Here is a 17,921-nt window from a genome sequence, read left to right on the forward strand (position 1 = left end):
AGGATGATGAGGGTAAGGTAGGCAAGCGAGAAGCCGAGCGTCAATCCGAAACCCGGAATGACGCTCGGCTGTCGAAACCGCCAACCCGCCCGAGCGGGTGCTGTGATCATATCGTCCTGAATATCGACTGCTTACTGGGGCTTGTAGATCTGGTCGAATATACCACCATCGCCGAAATGGTAAGGCTGTGCTTTCTTCCAGCCGCCGAATTGTGGGTCGTCGATGGTGACCAGCTTGATCGGCGGTAGCTTGGCCAAGTCCTCTACCGGCACCAGATCGGGCTTGGCCGGACGATAGTGGTTCTTGGCGATGATCGTCTGCGCTTCCTTGGAATAGAGCCAGCCCAGATAGGCTTCGGCGACCTTGCGCGTGCCCTTGGCATCGACATTGGCGTCGACCAAAGCGACCGGCGGCTCGGCCAGGATCGAGGTCGGTGGATAGACGATATCGAAATTTTCGGCACCGAACTCGTCGAGCGCTAGATAGGCCTCGTTTTCCCAGGCAATCAGCACGTCGCCCAGGCCCTTTTGCGCGAAGGTCACCGTCGAGCCGCGCGCACCGGTATCGAGCACCGGAGCGTTGGCATAGAGCTTGCCTACGAACTCCTTCGTCTTGGCCTCGTCGCCACCGTCATTGGCGTTGGCATAAGCCCAGGCGGCGAGATAGTTCCAGCGTGCGCCGCCCGATGTCTTCGGGTTGGGCGTAATCACCTGGACGCCGTCCTTGACCAGGTCGTTCCAGTCGTGGATGCCCTTGGGGTTTCCTTTGCGGACGAGGAAGATGATGGTCGAGGTGTAGGGTGCCGAATTGTTCTCGAATTTCGTGCGCCAGTCCGGATTGATCTTTTTCGACTTGGAGACGATGGCGTTGATATCGCCTTCGAGCGCCAGCGTCACCACGTCGGCGTCGAGGCCGTCGATCACGGCCCGGGCCTGTGCGCCCGATCCACCGTGCGACTGCTGTATGGTGACCGTTTCCCCTGTCTCGGCTTTCCAGTGAGCGGCGAAGGCCTCGTCATAAGCCTTGTAGAGCTCGCGTGTCGGATCGTACGACACGTTGAGAATGGTGGTATCGGCGAACGCGAAACCGAGCGTGCCGAACTGGACAGACGTGGCGACCAGTGCGCCGAGCAGTCTCCTGAAACGAGGTTTGGTCATTTCTGCCTCCGTTGAACCCGCGTCAAATCTACCGAATTGGTAGAATTTAGATGCATTAAATGTTGCCTTTTTTGTTGTTTTGGAGAAAATCTTGGACCTGATTTCGCGGTGCGGAGAAACATTTTCCCTCAAACGTCCGCTGGCGAATCCCCATCGACCTATCTAGGAACAAGCGGGGCCGAAGCAAGGCTGTGGCATTTGGTCGGCACGCTATCCGGCTGGACTGGGAAATCGAAGCGCTGCTTGGCGGAGGGATCGTGGTTCAGGTGCCGCCATTCGCGTGCATAGTTCTTGAATCCGGCCGAGTGCATCGCGCCGAGCAGCAGCTTGCGGTTTGCCGTTGCTTCGCTTGCGGTACAGGAAAATTGTCCGTTCCGGCGTAACGGATATCCTGGCGGATCGAGGGGCCGGCAACGCGGACGAAGTCGGCGGGCAGGGCATCGGCGCGGGCTGGGAGGAGATTGCGGGTAAAGGAACTAGCGTCGCGAGTATTGTCGCCGCTACCGGTGAAGGTCGGCGCGAGGCGCTGTACCTTAGGCGAAGAAGCGCAATCCTCTGAATTGCTTGCGCAATCTTATTCAACAAACACCTTCACACTTGCCGCGCGTCCCGCCGCATCGATTACGGTCAAGGTCGAGTAGCCGGTGCCGTCCGGTTGCCATGTCGCGGTGCGCCGGCGGTCGATGCCGGTCAGCGGCTTGCCGTTGGCCAGCCAGCGGAACGGCGCGCGCCCGCCTTGCAGCTTCAGTACCAGCGGCGAGGCGTCGGCCGAGTTGGTGGCGAGATCGACGCGGGCGCCGTCGGGCGGAAAGATAATGGTCGGCGCGGGCTCTGTGGGGGTCGAGGCCTGAACCAGGCCGTCGGACCCGGCGCCGAAGCGGGCAAGCGTCACAGGCAGGTCGTTACGTCGAGGAGTGAAGGCGCCGGGGGGCTTGCCCGGCAGCGGCACGGTGGCGAGACCCGAGCGGACAAAGCCCTCGAACAGAATTGGGGCTGCCGACACATAGCCGGACAGGCCAGGCACCGCGCCTGCATCGGCCCGGCCGACCCAGACGCCCAGCACGTAACGGCCGTCGAAGCCGACCGACCAGGCATCACGGTAGCCATAGGAGGTGCCGGTCTTGTAGGCGATGCCGCGCTGCAATGCACCCTCGGGCGGCTTGACGCCCGACAGAATGTCGATGATTTGCCAGCTCGCCTGGTCGTCGAGGATGGTCGCGGTGGTGCGCTCGGCATCGGCCGGCTCGGTGCCATCATGCAGCGTGTGCGTCTTGCCGCCATTGGCGAGCCCTGTATAGAGCTGGACGAGATCGCGCAGCGTAATCCCAACGCCGCCAAGGCCGATGGCCAGGCCCGGCGCCTCGTTGACCGGCAGGATCGGGTTTACCCCAGCCTGGCGGAATCGGGCCGTCAGCCGCGCGGGACCGACCGCGTCGAGCACGCGGATCGCCGGCACGTTGAGCGACAGTTGCAGCGCCTCGCGGATGCTGACGTCGCCCTGGTAGCCCATATCGAAATTCTTCGGCCGGTAGCCGCCGAAATCGGCCGGGCTGTCCTCGATCAGCATTTCCTGCGCCACCAGTCCCTGTTCGAAGGCAAGACCGTAGATGAATGGCTTCAGCGTCGAGCCGGGCGAACGCACGACCTTGGTCATGTCGATCCAGCCGGAGCGGCTGGCGTCGAAGAAATTGGCCGAGCCGACTTCGCCCAGAATATCGCCGGTGCGGGAATCGGCCAGCACCATGGCGACGGAGAGACGCGGCCCAAGCTTGGCGGCGGCGTCGCGCGCTACCTGTTCCAACCCTTCCTGGACGCTCTTGCGGATCGTCAGCTTAAGCGGCTGGCCGGGAACCGCCTTGGGCAGCATCGCATAGGCGGCGTGCGCGGCGAGCGCCGGCAAGCTACGGCGCAGGCCAGACACATCGTCGAGCGCGGCGCGCGCGGCCTCGCGTTCGCCAAGCAGGCCAGCCGAGGCCATGCGGGACAGCACGCGGTCGCGGGCGGCGTGCGCGATCGCGAGGTTGCGGTCGGGCCGGCGCTTCTCCGGCAGTTGCGGCAGGGCGACGAGAAGCGCGGCTTCCGAGACGGTGAGCCGCTTCGGCTCCTTACCGAAATAGGCGAGCGAAGCGGCGCGCACGCCTTCGAGATTGCCGCCATAGGGTGCCAGCGTCAGATAGCGTTCGAGGATCTCGCGCTTGGACAGCCGCCGCTCGATCTGGATGGCGCGCAGCATCTGCTTGAGCTTGGAGCCGAGGCTGCGGCTGTCGCGCGGCTCGATCAGGCGGGCGAGTTGCATCGACAGCGTCGAGCCGCCGGACACGATGTGGCCACTGGTGGCGAACTGGCCGGCGGCGCGGGCAAGCGCCAGCACATCGACGCCTTCATGGTTCCAGAAGCGCTTGTCCTCATAGGTGACCAACATGTCGACGAACTGCTTGTCGACCTGATCGATGCGGGTCCCGAGCCGCCAATAGCCGTCAGGCGTGGCGAAGGCGCGCAAAAGCTGGCCGTCACGATCCTGGACTTCCGTCGAGACGGTAAGCTTTTCAGGAAGCGGAGGCGGGAAGGCGCGGTCGAGCTGCCACAGGGTAGCGGCGGAAACAGCAATAACAGCCACCAAGGAGGTGCTAGCGATAGCCGCGCGGCGCAGGAATTTTCTTGAGGGCATGGCGCTGCCCCTCATCCGCCTGCCGGCACCTTCTCCCCGCATAGTGGCGGGGAGAAGGGAGCTGTCGCAATCGTCGGCGCCTTTTCTGTAACGTTGAAAATTGGCGAAAGCCTTGGTGCAGGCCCCTTTCTCCCCGTCACTAAACGGGGAGAAGGTGCCGGCAGGGCAATGAGGGGCAGCGCAAACTTCACGTTCATGTCCGCCTCGACACCTTACGGCGCCTTGACCTCCATCACGCCGGTGGCGGTGCGGGCCGAATATTGCGGCCGGTACATGTCCTCCACCGTTGCGGCCGGATGGGCGTAGGTGCCCGGCGTCACGGCGCGCACGACATAGGCGAGTGTCAGATTGTGGTCGTGGTCGCCGTCACTGGGGTTGAAGGCGGCGACGAAACGGTCGTCGCGGAATTCCAGATGCGCGGCGTCGGTCTGTGCCAGCCAGGAGAAGTTCGACAATTGCGCGCTGGAGACCAGGCCGGGATTGTCGATCTCGAAGCCGGCCGGCAAAAGGTCGGTGATCAAAAGGCGCGAAGGCCAGTTGTTCTGTTCATTGACCTTGAGCACGACGACATAGCGTTCGTTCTGGGTTGCCTCCGTCACATTGGCTTCGGTGCCGTCGAGCTTGTAATAGGTGCGCTCAATGGTGAACCCGTCACCCCCGGCCGGCAAGGGCTGCACCGGCGATGCCACGGTGGTGACGACGGCCTGCAGCGGGGTCTTGCCGGTGTTGGCGATGGTGAGCGGGCTGTCGGCCACATCGCTGCCGTTGATCTGGCTGGAATAGCCGCCGGAATGCGGTGCACCGTTGACGGAAAGCGTGATCGAATCATTGCCTTGTCTGAGGGCGCGGGCCGCCAGCAGCATCCAGGATTCATCCTGGGTGCTGGTCCAGCGGACCTCGGCGCGTTCCCTGGTCACCAGCTTGATCAGCTCCGGTACGACCGACGGCACCGGCTTCGATTCCGCCGCAAGCGCCAGCATTGCCGCCCCGTCGCGCAGCGCCGAGCCGTAGTCGGAGCGATAGTAGTCATAGGCTGTGCTCGACTTGGCGAGCTGCAGGGCGGTCTTGAACGTCGCTTCCGAACGCTGTGTGTCGCCATACAGCGCCAGGCTCGCCGCCAGTTGGGCAACGGCCATCGGGCTGGTGAAGGCCTCGAGCTGGGTGTCCGCGTAATAGCGCAGGTCGCCGATCGAGGCCTTCTTGTTGCGGGCAAGCACGTAGAGCGCGTAGGCGATCTCGCTGCCGCGGTCCTGTACGCTCTGATCGTAACCGAGCGAGTTCTGCAGATTGCCCAACGCCTGGTTCATGGCGAGCGCCGGCACATCGTATTTCTGCTCGCGCGCCCTGGTCAGGAAGTCGGTGACATAGGCGTCGAGCCATAGATCGCCGGAGCCCGGGCCCCACAGGCCGAAGCTGCCGCCCGAAGCCTGGTAGCTCAGCACCTTGTAGATCGCGTCCTGGATGCGGCCACGCAGCTCGGGATCGCTCTCCATGCCGACGCCCGAGGCCATTTCGTTGACATAGAGCAGGGGCATCGCCCGGCTGGTGGTCTGCTCGGCGCAGCCATAGGGATAGCGGTCGAGCGTCATCAGGAGCGAAGGCACATCGAAGGCCGCCGCCTGCGAAACGCCGACACTGACCGAAGCGCCGTCGAGCAGGCTTGCCGCCAAAAGCTCCTTGTCGACGCGCAGCGCGCCGCCATCGCCCTTGAGGTCGACCACCATGCGGGTGGTGACCGGCAGTTGTGCCGGACGGACCGGCACGTAGAGCGTCTGCTCGACCTTGGTGCCGTCGGCGTGCGCTAGCTTGATGGTGAGCGAGGCATTGCCTGCCGTCTGTGCGATCAGCGGCACGGTCAGGGTCTGGCGCTTGCCCTGCGCCAGCGTCAGTTTCTGGGGCAGGGGCTTGTCGCCCGTCGAGAGGTCCCCCGTCGTGTCGATCGACAGCGCATAGTCGCCGGCCGGACCGTCGGTGTCCGCAATGTCGAGCCGCATGACGGCGGCGTCGCCGGGCGCCAGGAAGCGCGGCAGGCCGGCGGTGATCACCACCGGATCGCGCACGATCACGTCCGACTGGGCGTGGCCGACCGCTTCCTTGGTCCAGGCGACGGCCATGACGCGAACCGTGCCGTTGAACTGCGGAATATCGAAGTCGACGCGTGCCTTGCCGTCGGCATCGAGCTGCACCGGGCCGGAGAAGAAGGCGACCAGCTTTTCGGTCGGCGGACTGCCCTGCGCCTGCATGTTGGCGCCGTCGCCGCCGGTCCTGAGCTTGCCCATAGTACCGAGAGAGCCGTCGATCAGGCGGCCGTAGAGATCACGGATTTCCATGCCCAGCATGCGCTGGCCGAAAAACCAATTCTCAGGATCCGGCGCCTTGTAGTTGGTCAGGTTGAGGATGCCGACATCGACGGCGGCGACAGTGACATAGGCGTTGCTGCCGGGCTCTACGCCGGCGACCGCGACCGGGATCGACAGCTGCTGGCGCGGCATGGTCTTGTCCGGCGGGGTAAGGGTGACGGCGAGCTTCTTCGAGCCCGGATCGACCTTCAGCCATTTCACGCCGATGGCGCGGGCCGGCATGCGGCTTTCCTGCGCGTCGCCAGGCCGGAACAGGGTTGCCGTGACATAGGCGCCGGCGCCCCAGTCGTCGCCGACCGGGATGTCGACCGTGCCGCCGCCGGCCGGCACCGACGCCGTGACGGTCTTCAACAGCTTGTCGGAACCGATGTTGACCAGAAGTTCGCCGGCAAAATGCGGCGAGACCTTGAGCCTGGCCACTTCGCCGGCGGCATAATTGCCCTTGTCGAGCGCGATCTCGAGACCATCAGGCGTTTCGGTGGTGGTGGAGGAGACATACCAGCCGCCATCGAACTCATAGCTGGTCGCGGGTCCTTCCGGATCCGCCGTCTCGACCTCGAGCCGGTAGCGGCCCCAGTCGACCGGGATCGACACTGTCGCCTCGCCGTCGGCGCCAAGGTCGACCTGGCCATTGGCGATCGATTTGGTGAAGGTGACGGGTTCGTAATTCCATGAGTTGTTGGAGCGGTACCACTGGTAATTGCGCTCGACCTTGACCAGCGACCATTGCGCACCTTTCAGCGCCTCGCGCTGGCCGTCGGGGTCGACGGCGATCAGGCTGAATTTCGCCGTGCCGCCCTGCGGCACTTCATCATCGGCAAAGTCCGGCCGGATGCCGATCATGTGGCCTTGCGGGCGGATGCCGATATTAAGCGAGCGCTCGATTGCGCGGCCGCCGGTCTCACGCATACGGACCGTCACCTTGGCGTCGATGAGCTTCGTGGTCGACGGCAGTTGCTCGACGGAGACCGGGAAGGTCGCCTTGCCATCCTCGCCGACCACCGGAAGATCGGTGAACGGGGTGACGGTCGGTTCCGACGACTGCTCGTCGGCAAGGCCAAAGGAATAGCCGTTGAAGCGGTCCCAGTCACGCGCGGTCGACAGGGTCAGTTCGCCTTCGAGCGCGAGGCCAGCAGCCGGTGCGCCATAGAGAAAGCGGCCGTCGACGGTGATGTTGGCGGTTTCGCCCTGCGCGATCTCCTGCTTGTCGGCCTTCATGTCGAATTCGATGCGGTCCGGCACAAAATCCTCGACCAGGAACATCTGGCTGGCGACGGCCGGTTGCTTGGGATCGGTATAGATCGATACCGACCAGGTGCCGCGCATGGCGTTTGGCTGGAGCGGCAGATCGACGGCGTGCCCGCCGGCTGACGCGCCATCGCTGACGACGCGGCGATCCTCGACGCCGTCCGGGCGCGAGAAGATGAAGGTCAGCGGCAGGTTCTCGACCGCCTTGGCGGCGCCGTCACGGGCAAGAGCCGCAACATGCACCTCCTCGCCGGCGCGGTAGATGCCGCGCTCGGTCCAGGCGTAGACATCGAGCGCGCCCGGCGCTGCGCGTCCAGTGACGCCGCGGTCGGACAGGTCGAAACCGGCGCGGGCCATGTCGAGGAAGACAAAGTCGTTATCGCCCTGCCTGGCCATCAGCACGGCCGGCACCATGCCGCCGTCGCCGCGCGTCAGGCCGGGATTGAACACGGCATGACCATCGGCACCCGAAGTCGCGGTGCCGAGGATCTCGTTGTTGCGGGCAACCAGCGTCAGTTCGGCGCCCGCTATCGGCTTGGCGCTGCCCAGCGAACGGGCATAGACATTGAGCCCGTCCTGACCGGTATAGGTCGAGAGGCCGATATCGGAAACGACGAACCATTGCGTGGCCATCGAGTTGTAGTCGTCGCTCTTCTCGCTGACAGCCTGGGCAGTCAGCACATAGACGCCGGGCTTGCGCCGCGGCAGCGCCTCGTCGACCGGGAAGGAGGTGGTGACCTCCTTGTTCAGGTCGTTGGCGATGTCGAGCTGGCCTTCCCAGACCGGCTCGCCCATCTGCTCGGAAATGTTTGAGATGTCGTAGCTGTCGAGCTGATGCAGGAACTGGTAGCCGGACAGAAGCTGGGCCAGCGAGCGGTCGCCGATGCGATAGAGCTTCATCTCCGCGGCGTTCATGTTGACGGTGACGACGGGGATGCCGCGGCGCGCACCGGCCGGCAGCACGAAGCTGTCGCCGGTGAAGCGGGCCGAAGGCGCACGGTCCTGCACGTAGATCGACAGCACGACGGGCGCGGCGGTCACTTCGCCGATGGCGGCCGGCAGGCCGGCGCGGAAGGTCACGTCATAATGCTGGCCGTGTTCCAGTCCTTCGACGCAAATCTGCTTGTCCTTGGCTTCAACGCCTTTGGGCGGCTGGTTGTCGACGGTGACGAATTGTGCGTAATCGACGCCGGTCTTGACCAATTCCTCGGAGAATTGGGCGCAGATGCGCGGGGCGCTGGTGTCGGCATCGACGGTGTGGTCGATGACGCGGAAACCCTTGCGAGCCTTGAGATCGGAATAGTCGGCCTGGACCGCAGGCGAAGGTACCAGGGCAAGGCTGGCTTCATAGGCCTGCAGGGCGGGGCGATAGAGGTCGCGCTTGTCGAGGCCGGAGCCGATGAGCGCCAGCGTCTCCGCCCGCGTCCTGGCTGTACGCAGGAGCTTGTAGGCATTGAAGGCGGCCGACGTACCGTTTGCCGGCAAGGTGGAGGCCTCGGATGTGTTGGCCGCCGGCTGCACGGCAAGCGTTTCGCGCGCCAGGTTGAGCCAGAGTTGGCCATCGTCGGGCATGACAGAGACCGCGGCCTCGTATTTCTGCACGGCAGTGCGATGATCGCCGGTGAGCACCGCCTGCTCGGCCGCCGTGGTCAGCGCGGCCATGCCCTCGGTCGGCCTGTCATAGGCCGGGCCGAGCAGCCGGTTACGGTATTGCTGGGCCTGGTCAGCCATCCAGTTGGGGAAGAAGGCGAGTTCCGGCGGCGCGCCGATGTCGGGGTCGCCGTCGATATTGACGACCTTGCCCGCGACCGCGCCGTTGAAGGGCTTCAACTGGTTATAATCGGATTTGAGGAAGCACCATTTGGCCTTGGTGTTATAGGTGAAGGCGCGGCAGGCGGGATCGCCCAGGCAGGTGGTCTTGCATTGATCGAGCGTGACGTTCTGGTCGGACCGGAGGTCGAAACCGAAATAGTCGGAATTGTCGGTCGTTGCGACTCGCCGTGCTTCGGCCGCTTGCGCGACGTTACCCCAGGCCAAGACATTGGCCCAGGCGAAGAAGAGAAGGATCAGGAAAGACAGACGACGAGCCGCGCGCATTGCCATAACACCCTCCAGACAATTTGCAGACGTCCGGGCATGTTCAAGCTTCACTCAGGCTTGTCAACATGAGGACGCGGCAGGGTTCCGCCTGCCAACGGTTTCCTTTCCGGCCAACAGCCGGTAGTACCTCCATAGGACAGGGGATCACGCATTCTTGCGGCAATGCAAAAGGTGTGAATTCCAAGCCCGTCCTATTTCAGACAATTGGATTGTGGCCCCTTTACGAGCGCTTCAGAACTTCATTCCAATTTTTAGTTTGTAAAGTAGGTTGTCTTAATGCCGGCGTATGAAAGGCAGATGTCAGGGGGTACCGAGCCAAAGCGCGTGCTTTCGCGCGCGCTGCTTCTGGCCGTGATCTGCTGCTCGCTGATCGCCGGGCTGGGACCGGCGGCCGCCTTCGAAATCTTCGGCATCAAGCTGTGGGGCTCATCGAGCGATGAGGATGCCGACATCGTCGATCCGATGCGCTACGCCGTGACCATCTCCGCGCCCGACGCCGACAAGGACCTGGTAAAAAAGCTCGAAAACGCCTCGGCGCTGAAGAGCGACGAAGACCATCCCGTCTCCGGCTCGCTCGGTCTGATGGCCAAGGCGCGCAGCGATCGAGAACAGCTTGTGGCGGCGCTCTACGCCGATGCCCGCTACGAAGGCGTCGTCACCATCACCATCGAGGGCAAGCCGCTGGACGAATTGCCGCCGGACGCCGAATTCAAGGGTCCGCAGCCCATTCCCGTGGCCGTCAACATCGCCGCGGGTCCCAAATTCACCCTCGGCGATATCCGGCTGGAGGGTGACGCCGCTGGACTGATGAGCGCCGATTACGGCCTGATATCAGGCGGCGACGCTGGGTCTGGCGCGGTGCTCAAGGCCGAGGCGCTGATCGTGCGCACGCTGAAGGAGCAGGGCAGGCCGCTGGCCGAGGTGACCAGCAGGCACATCGTCGCCGACCATGACACGTCGACCCTCGACGTGACGCTGACGGTTGCTGCCGGGCCAGTCGCCGGCTATGGCGCGACCACGGTGGAAGGCACCGAGAAGGTCGACCGCGACTTCACCGAATACATGACCGGGCTGAAACGTGGCCGGCAATACTCGCCTCAGGAGATCGACGATGCGCGCGACAGGCTGCTGGCGCTCGAGGTCTTCAACAGCGTGACTTTCAAGGAGGCCGACAAGCTCGATGCCGAGGGCAACATTCCGATCGGTGTCCAGGTCAGCGAGCGCAAGCCGCGTTATTTCGGGCTGGGCGGCACCTTCTCGAATACGGAAGGGCTGGGGCTGGAGGGGTATTGGGGCCATCGCAACCTGTTCGGCCGGGCCGAGAAGCTGCGCATCGACGGAGCCATCAGCGGCATCGGCAGCAATGACCTGTCCGAATTGAACTACAATGCCGGCATCATGTTCGAGAAACCCGGCGTGATCGGGCCGGCATCTAAATTCTTCGCCGGCATCAAGACCGTGCTCGAACATCCCGACGCCTACGACCATTTCTCGGTCAAGGGCAACACCGGCCTGTCCTATGAACTGACCAAGAACCAAACCGTGTCGGCCGAGGTCGCGCTCGACTATTCACGCATCCACGATTCCTTTGGCAAACATAAATACCTGATCGCCAGCATCCCGCTGCAATATGTCTATGACAACAGGGACGTCAGGCTGAACCCGACCAAGGGTTTCAGGTTGCTGGCCTATGCCGAGCCGAGCTACGACATATTGAGCGGTGCCGCCTTCCTCAAGCTGAAGGGCGAGGGATCGGCCTATCAGTCGCTGGATACCGCTTCGAAATTCGTGCTGGCGGAACGTGTCGCACTTGGCTCGATCGTCGGCACCAGCCTGCAGAAGGTGCCTGCCGACCGGCGTTTCTATTCCGGCGGCGGCGGCTCGGTGCGCGGCTATGCCTATCAGGGCATCGGCCCCAAGGATTTCACCGGCCAGCCGATCGGCGGCCTGTCCTTCTTCGAGACCTCGGTTGAAATGCGTATCGCCATCACCGACACGATCGGCATCGTGCCGTTCGTCGATGCCGGCACGGTATCGACCAAGTCGTTCCCCGATTTTTCCGACGTCAAGGTGGGCGCCGGCGTCGGCTTGCGCTATGTGACGCCATTCGGGCCGCTGCGTATCGACGCCGCCGTGCCGCTCAACCGCGACCCAGGCGACCCTCATTTCGGCATCTATGCCGGCATTGGCCAAGCGTTTTGAACATGAAGACGGTCTGGCGCATCCTTCGCATTTTTCTCTACACGCTGCTGATCGTGGTAGCAGGCGCCATCGGCGCGCTTTTCGTGCTGACCAAGACCGAGCGTGGACGCGACAATCTCGCCGGCATCATTTCGCGCCTGGCCTCGAGCGACGAGCGTAAGGTCACCGTCAGCGGCATCGACGGTATCTGGTCGGGCGCGCTCAGTGTCGACCATGTCGTGCTGGAGGACCGCGAGGGCGCCTGGCTGGTGGCGCGCAAGGTGGCCATCGACTGGTCGCCGCTGGCACTGTTGTCCAAAAACTTCAGCGCCGACCGCATCGCGGCGGAGCGCATCGAACTTGCGCGTCTGCCGGTGGCCGGCACGCAGCAGCCGGCGCAAGGCGGCGCGACGACGCTGCCGGTTTCCATTGATATCAAGCAGATCGACTTGCCGGAAGTCGCGCTTGGCCAACAACTGGCCGGCAGCGGCATCGCCGAACTCGCCGCCAAGGCCTCGGTGAAGGCCGACGCCGCACCGCTGTCGGTCGAGACGGTGCTCAACATTACCCGCCATGACGGCAAACAGGGCAATGTCGACGCGCAGATCCATTTCGCGCCAGCGGACAACAAGCTCGACCTCAACCTCAAGGCGTCGGAACCGGCCGGCGGCATCATCGCCAATCTGCTCAATCTGCCGGATACGCCGCCGGTCGACATCGTCGTCTCGGGCACCGGCCCGCTGGCCAACTGGAGTGGCGTCGGTACCTTCCTTGTCGATCATCGGATCGTAACCCAGCTCACCGGCCGCCATCAGCTCACCGACAAGGGTAACTATCTCGAAGCCAAGGGCGACGGCGATTTCGCCCGCTTCCTGCCGGAGAACCTGAAACCATTGTTTGCCGGTAAGACCAGCTTCGATATGGCGGGCACCGCCACGACGGCGGGCGGGATCAGTGTCGACCGGGCCAACATCGACAGTGATGCCGTGCACGGCACCGCGACCGGTATCGTCGATCCCGCCGGAGCCAGCGATCTTTCGGTCGAACTCGCCGCCAAGGGGCCACCCGTGGTGGTTAGCGTCGGCAGCAAGGCGCAGCCGATCACGCTGGCGATCAAGAATGCCACCGCCCGGGCGTTCGGCGACGGCAAGGCGCCGGTCGTCGATATCGGCGCCTCCTTCGTTTCGATCGTCGTCGGCGGCACGCGGCTAGACGACCTGGCGGCGCAGATACACTCCGACGGTTTCGACATCCAGAACCGCACCGGGCCGGTTACCGTCAAGCTTGGGGCCGGTGGCCTGAAAACCGACGTCGCGACGCTGGCGCCGCTGGTCACTGGCAAGGTCGATGTCGGCCTGGCTGGTTCCCTCAGCAAGGACGCCATTGTCATCGATCAGGGCACGCTCCGGTCCGATGCGCTCAATGCCTCGCTGACGGCGACCGTGGCGCTCGCCGACCTGTCGATGCAGCTCAAGATGAATGCCGATGCCGTGGCGACCGCCTTCCCGCAGCAGATCGCCTCGGTGCTCGGCGGGCGGGTGAAGTTCTCGGCCACAGCGTCGCGCGATCCGCAGGGCTCGTTCGCCGCCAACTCGATCGAACTCACGTCCGGTTCGCTCAGCGCCAGCGGTACCGCCAGCATGCAAGGTACCGACATCCTGGCCGATATCAAAGGCAGGCTGGGGGATGTTTCGGTGCTGTCGCCGACGGTCGGCGTCCCGGTCGAGGGCGGTGTCGATTTCGCCCTGTCGGCAAGCGGCGCCATGACCGCGCCGGATTTCACGGTTTCCGCCAACAGCGATAGCCTGACGGCCTCGGGCCGCACGGTGAAGTCGATCAAGCTGACCGCGAGCGGCAAGGCCGACATTGCTAGCCCTTCCGCCAATGTTTCGCTGACCGGCGCCGTCAACGACCAGCCGCTCGACATCAAGGCGGCGCTGGTGACGAGCGAAGGCAAGCGCTCGATCAATGGCTTTGCGGTGTCGCTGGGTGACAACAAGGTGTCGGGCGATCTGGCACTGGATGACAAGTTCATGCCGCTGGGCACGCTCATTCTTTCTGCGCCTGCAATCGATCAGCTTGCGGCGCTGGCCGGCCAGGCGGTGACCGGCGACATCAACGGCACCATTCGCTTTGCCAAGAGTGGCGACGTGCCCTCCGTTGCCATTGACGCGAAGAGCACGTCGATCGCGCGCGGCGAGGTGACGGCCAGCACAATCGCCGTCAATGCCTTGATTGCCAACTATCTCAAGGCGCCGGCGATTTCAGGCTCGATCAAGGCCGATGCTGTGACGTCGGGGACCACCCAAGTCGGCGGCATCATCGTCGATCTGAAGCGCGACGGAGACTGGACGAATTTTTCCGGCGGCGCCACCGTATCCGGCATTCCAGCGAAGGCGGCGGGGCGCGTGAAGATCGCCGATGGCGTCACCAGCGTCGAGATCGCCTCGGGCGAGGCTACGATTCGCGGCATCAAGGCGGCAATTGCCGAGCCATCTATGCTCAGTATCGCCGATGGCACCACCAGCATCGAAAAATTAGCGCTCGATGTCGGCGGCGGCTCGGTGGCGCTGTCCGGTACCGCCGGCCAGACGCTCGATCTCGCGGCAAAGGTCTCCGCCTTGCCGGCTGCCCTTGCCAACGGCTTTTCGCCCGGCCTCGATGCCGCTGGAACGCTTGATGGCAGCGCTGAGGTAACGGGCTCGCCGTCGGCTCCGGACGTCCGGTTCAATGTGCAACTGGCCGGTGTCGAAACAAGCCAAACCCGCCAGACTGGGCTTGGGCAGCTCGCAGTCGACGCGGCCGGCCGCTACACCATGGCCGGCGGCGTCGTCCTCGATCACGCGACGCTCTCCGGTGACAAGGTTTCCGGTCAAGCCGCCGGCACGATCAATCCGAACGGCGCCAGCGATTTCGCCCTTGACCTCGTCTCATCCGGTCCAAGTCTGCCGCTCACGGTCGGAAGCGCCGAGAGTCCCATCAAGATCGAGGTCCGGTCGCTGTCGGCAAAGGTGGCGGGCGAGAGCACGCGGGCCCGATTGGATATGTCCGCGATCCTGCCCTCGATCGCCACGAGACCGGCGAAGGTGGACGGACTGAGCCTGGCATTGCACTCGGATGCGTTCGATCTGAAGAACCGCGCCGGGCCGGTTTCGGGCACAGTTTCGGTGGATAGGGTTGGGCTCGACAATCCCACCATCGCGCCGCTGATCGCCGGCAAGGTCACGGCCGCGCTCAGCGGGCGCCTGTCAGCCGACGCTGTCGCCATCGACAGCGGCTCGCTCAAAAGCGACGCGCTCAACAGCCAGGTCGCCGGCCTGGTGTCGCTGCGTGACGGCGCCATCGACCTCAAGCTGAAGGCGGATGCTCCATCGTCGGCCCTGCCGGCCGCAGCACGCGGCATGCTTGGCGAACGGGCGCAGTTGAGCGCCACGCTGAAGCGCGAGCCCAACGGTAATATCGCCATAGGCGGATTGACGCTGGCCTCCGGCGCGCTGACCGCACAGGGGCAGGCGAGCCTTGCCGACAATACGCTGGCCGCCGACATCAAGGGCGTGCTGGGCGATGTTTCGCTGCTGTCGAAGGATGCCAAAGGCGCCATCGCCTTTGCGCTGAATGCGCAGGGCCCGGCGACCGCGCCGGATCTGTCGCTGACCGTCGACAGCGACAAGCTTTCGGTGGCGTCGCGCGAGATCACCGGGCTCAGACTAACCGCCACCGGCAAAGCCGACGCGGCCAAGCCGGCGGCCAATGTGCAGCTGACAGGCAATGTCGCGGGCCAACCCTTGCAAGGCAGTGCGGTGCTGGCGACCGCGGACGGCAAGAGCGCCATCAATGGCCTGCTTTTGTCGCTGGGCCAAAACAGGATTTCCGGCGACCTGGCGCTGGACGACAAGTTCATACCCGAAGGCACGATCTCTCTCGACCTGCCCGATATAGGACCGCTTGCCGCACTGGCGCTGGAAAAAGCGGAAGGCGATGTGCGCGGCACGATTGCGTTCTCGAAGAACGGTGCCGCACCGCAGGTCGCCATCAAGGCTACGACCGCCTCGGTCACGCGCGGCGATCTTCAGGCGAAGGCCGTGTCGATCGACGCATTGATCGCCAATTACCTCGCCGCTCCGGTCATCTCCGGAAAAATCCATGCCGACACCGTCACGTCGGGCGGCACGGTGATCGGCGGCATCGATGTCGACCTGAAGCGTGACGGCGACTGGACCGGCTTTTCCGGCGGCGCGACGGTGAAAGGAATTCCGGCGAGGGCCGCGGGCCGCGTGAAGGCGGCAAACGGCACGACGACCATAGAGCTTGCTTCCGGCGAGGCGACCGTCCAAGGCATAAAGGCTGCCATCGCGCAGGCTTCGACCGTCACCATCGCCAATGGCACGACGACGCTGGACAGGCTGGTGCTCAACCTGGGCGGCGGCACGGCGACGGTGACCGGCAAGATCGGGCAGGCGCTCGACATCAACGCGGCGCTGGCGCGGGTGCCGATCTCGCTTGCCAACAGTTTTTCGCGGGGTCTCGATGCCGCCGGTTCGATTTCGGGCACGGTGAAGGTCACCGGGGCACCAGCCAGCCCCAGTGTGGCGTTCAACCTCGACGCTGCCGGCGTGCAGGCTTCGCGGACCCGCGGCGCGGGGGTCGGTGCGGTGAGTGTCTCTTCCTCCGGCACCTTTGCCGGCAACAAGCTGACCTTCAACGCCAATGTCAGCGATGGGGCCGGCCTTGGTCTCAAGGGGGGCGGCACGGTGACGACATCAGGCACGCCGGCGCTCGCGCTCGACTTCAATGGCGCCGTGCCGTTCGGCATCCTCAGTCAGAAGCTCGCCGCGCAAGGCCTGTCGCTGACGGGGACCGCGAGTGTCAATGTGCAGGTACGCGGTCCCGCGACATCGCCGGTCATCGGCGGCAGCGTCAGCACGTCGGGCGCCCGCCTGCTCGACGCGCGTTCCGGGCTTGCGGTCAACGACATCGCAGCCGAAATTTCCATCGGCAATGGCGTCGCCAGGATCAACCGGCTGACCGGGACGCTGTCGACGCGCGGCAGCCTGTCGGCCAGCGGCACGGTCGGTATCAATCCGGCGCAGGGGTTCCCGGCCGATCTGTCGATCAAGCTCACCGACGGCCGCTACACCGATGGGCGGGTGGTCACCGCCAATCTTGGCGGCGACCTGACGATCAAAGGACCGCTGACGTCGGCGCCGGTGATTGCCGGCACCGTCAACCTTGCCAAGACCGTGATCACCGTTCCGGACAAATTGCCGGGTTCGCTTTCGGCGCTCGATGTCAAACACAAGAACGCGCCCGGCGCGGTCAGGGCGCAGGACAAAGCACTGCGCCCGGCCACGACCAGCGGCAAGACGGGTGGCAGCGGCCTTGTGCTGGATGTCACCGTCAACGCGCCGAACCAGATCTTCATCCAGGGCAGGGGCGTGGACGCCGAACTCGGCGGCTCGCTCAGGCTGACCGGTCCGGCCTCATCGCCGCAAGCGGTCGGCACTTTCACGCTGCAACGTGGGCGGCTGTCGATTCTCGGCAAGCGGCTGACCTTCACCGAGGGCACGGTCGGCTTTTCTGGCTCGCTGGTGCCCTATCTCAACCTGACCGCGACAACGACCACGAGCAGCGCAACCGTCACCATCGTGGTGTCGGGCGCGGCGACCAATCCGAAATTCACCTTCACCTCGGTGCCGGCGCTGCCCGAGGACGAGGTGCTGGCGCAACTGATCTTCGGGCGGTCCATGTCGAACCTGTCGCCGCTGCAGATCGCGCAACTGGCCGAAGCCGCCGGGCAACTCGCCGGTGTCGGCGGCTCGACGTCGCTGCTGGAAAACCTGCGCAACGCGATCGGCGTCGACGATCTCGATGTCACCACCGACGAAAAGGGCGGCACGGCGGTTTCTGCCGGCAAGTACCTCAACGACCGCACCTATGTGACGATCCAGAAAGGCGACAAGCCGGGCTCCGGCAAGGCCACGATCGACCTCAACGTCGGGCGCGGCGTCAAACTGCGCGGCGAGGCGACGGACGCCGGCGAAGCCAAGGGCGGCATCTTCTACGAGAAGGAATATTGAAGCGGAGACTTGGGCTGGCCCTCATCCTGGCGAGGGCTGGTCCTGTCGCAAACCGCGCCAATGTCTCAGTTTAATCGCCTGAAGAGATTTAGTGGAAATCCGTCGCGCACTAGCAATTTTGCGCCAAGAC

General features: G+C 64.5%; 5 protein-coding genes and 1 pseudogene. 2 read left to right on the forward strand and 4 right to left on the reverse strand.

All coding sequences use genetic code 11. The annotated features are described in order from the left end of the window. The 4 genes and pseudogenes from FJ949_RS08385 to FJ949_RS08410 all read right to left on the reverse strand — a co-directional run. Positions 1–110 (reverse strand): annotated as a pseudogene (locus tag FJ949_RS08385) (molybdate ABC transporter permease subunit); the annotation flags it as partial. 21 nt (positions 111–131) lie between these two features. After that, positions 132–1,157: a sulfate ABC transporter substrate-binding protein gene (locus FJ949_RS08390; protein ID WP_140495068.1), complete on the reverse strand. Its 1,026-nt coding sequence runs from the start codon at positions 1,155–1,157 to the stop codon at positions 132–134. Positions 1,158–1,731: 574 nt separating this feature from the next. Beyond that, positions 1,732–3,825 (reverse strand): penicillin-binding protein 1C, encoded by a 2,094-nt coding sequence (pbpC, locus tag FJ949_RS08400; RefSeq protein ID WP_140495072.1) that lies wholly within the window; start codon positions 3,823–3,825, stop codon positions 1,732–1,734. A 212-nt stretch (positions 3,826–4,037) separates the two neighbouring features. Continuing rightward, the gene (locus FJ949_RS08410; protein ID WP_140495073.1) at positions 4,038–9,536 is read right to left on the reverse strand and encodes an alpha-2-macroglobulin family protein; all 5,499 of its coding nucleotides are present in this window, start codon (positions 9,534–9,536) and stop codon (positions 4,038–4,040) included. 273 nt (positions 9,537–9,809) lie between these two features. Between FJ949_RS08410 and FJ949_RS08415 the strand changes: the two genes are divergently transcribed. Both FJ949_RS08415 and FJ949_RS08420 read left to right on the forward strand, forming a co-directional pair. Beyond that, the gene (locus tag FJ949_RS08415) at positions 9,810–11,735 is read left to right on the forward strand and encodes an autotransporter assembly complex family protein (protein ID WP_140495075.1); all 1,926 of its coding nucleotides are present in this window, start codon (positions 9,810–9,812) and stop codon (positions 11,733–11,735) included. A gap of 2 nt (positions 11,736–11,737) precedes the next feature. Beyond that, positions 11,738–17,791, forward strand: a complete 6,054-nt coding sequence (locus FJ949_RS08420) for a translocation/assembly module TamB domain-containing protein (RefSeq protein ID WP_140495077.1) — start codon at positions 11,738–11,740, stop codon at positions 17,789–17,791. Positions 17,792–17,921 lie beyond the last annotated feature (130 nt).

The sequence above is a fragment of the Mesorhizobium sp. B2-4-1 genome (assembly GCF_006442185.1).
GTDB lineage: Bacteria > Pseudomonadota > Alphaproteobacteria > Rhizobiales > Rhizobiaceae > Mesorhizobium.

Bases quoted from the DNA above. Each gene is read 5' to 3' on its own strand.
- FJ949_RS08415 (WP_140495075.1), top strand. From the start codon at position 9,810: ATGCCGGCGTATGAAAGGCAGATGTCAGGGGGTACCGAGCCAAAGCGC.
- FJ949_RS08410 (WP_140495073.1), bottom strand. From the start codon at position 9,536: ATGGCAATGCGCGCGGCTCGTCGTCTGTCTTTCCTGATCCTTCTCTTC.
- pbpC (WP_140495072.1), bottom strand. From the start codon at position 3,825: ATGCCCTCAAGAAAATTCCTGCGCCGCGCGGCTATCGCTAGCACCTCC.
- FJ949_RS08390 (WP_140495068.1), bottom strand. From the start codon at position 1,157: ATGACCAAACCTCGTTTCAGGAGACTGCTCGGCGCACTGGTCGCCACG.
- FJ949_RS08420 (WP_140495077.1), top strand. From the start codon at position 11,738: ATGAAGACGGTCTGGCGCATCCTTCGCATTTTTCTCTACACGCTGCTG.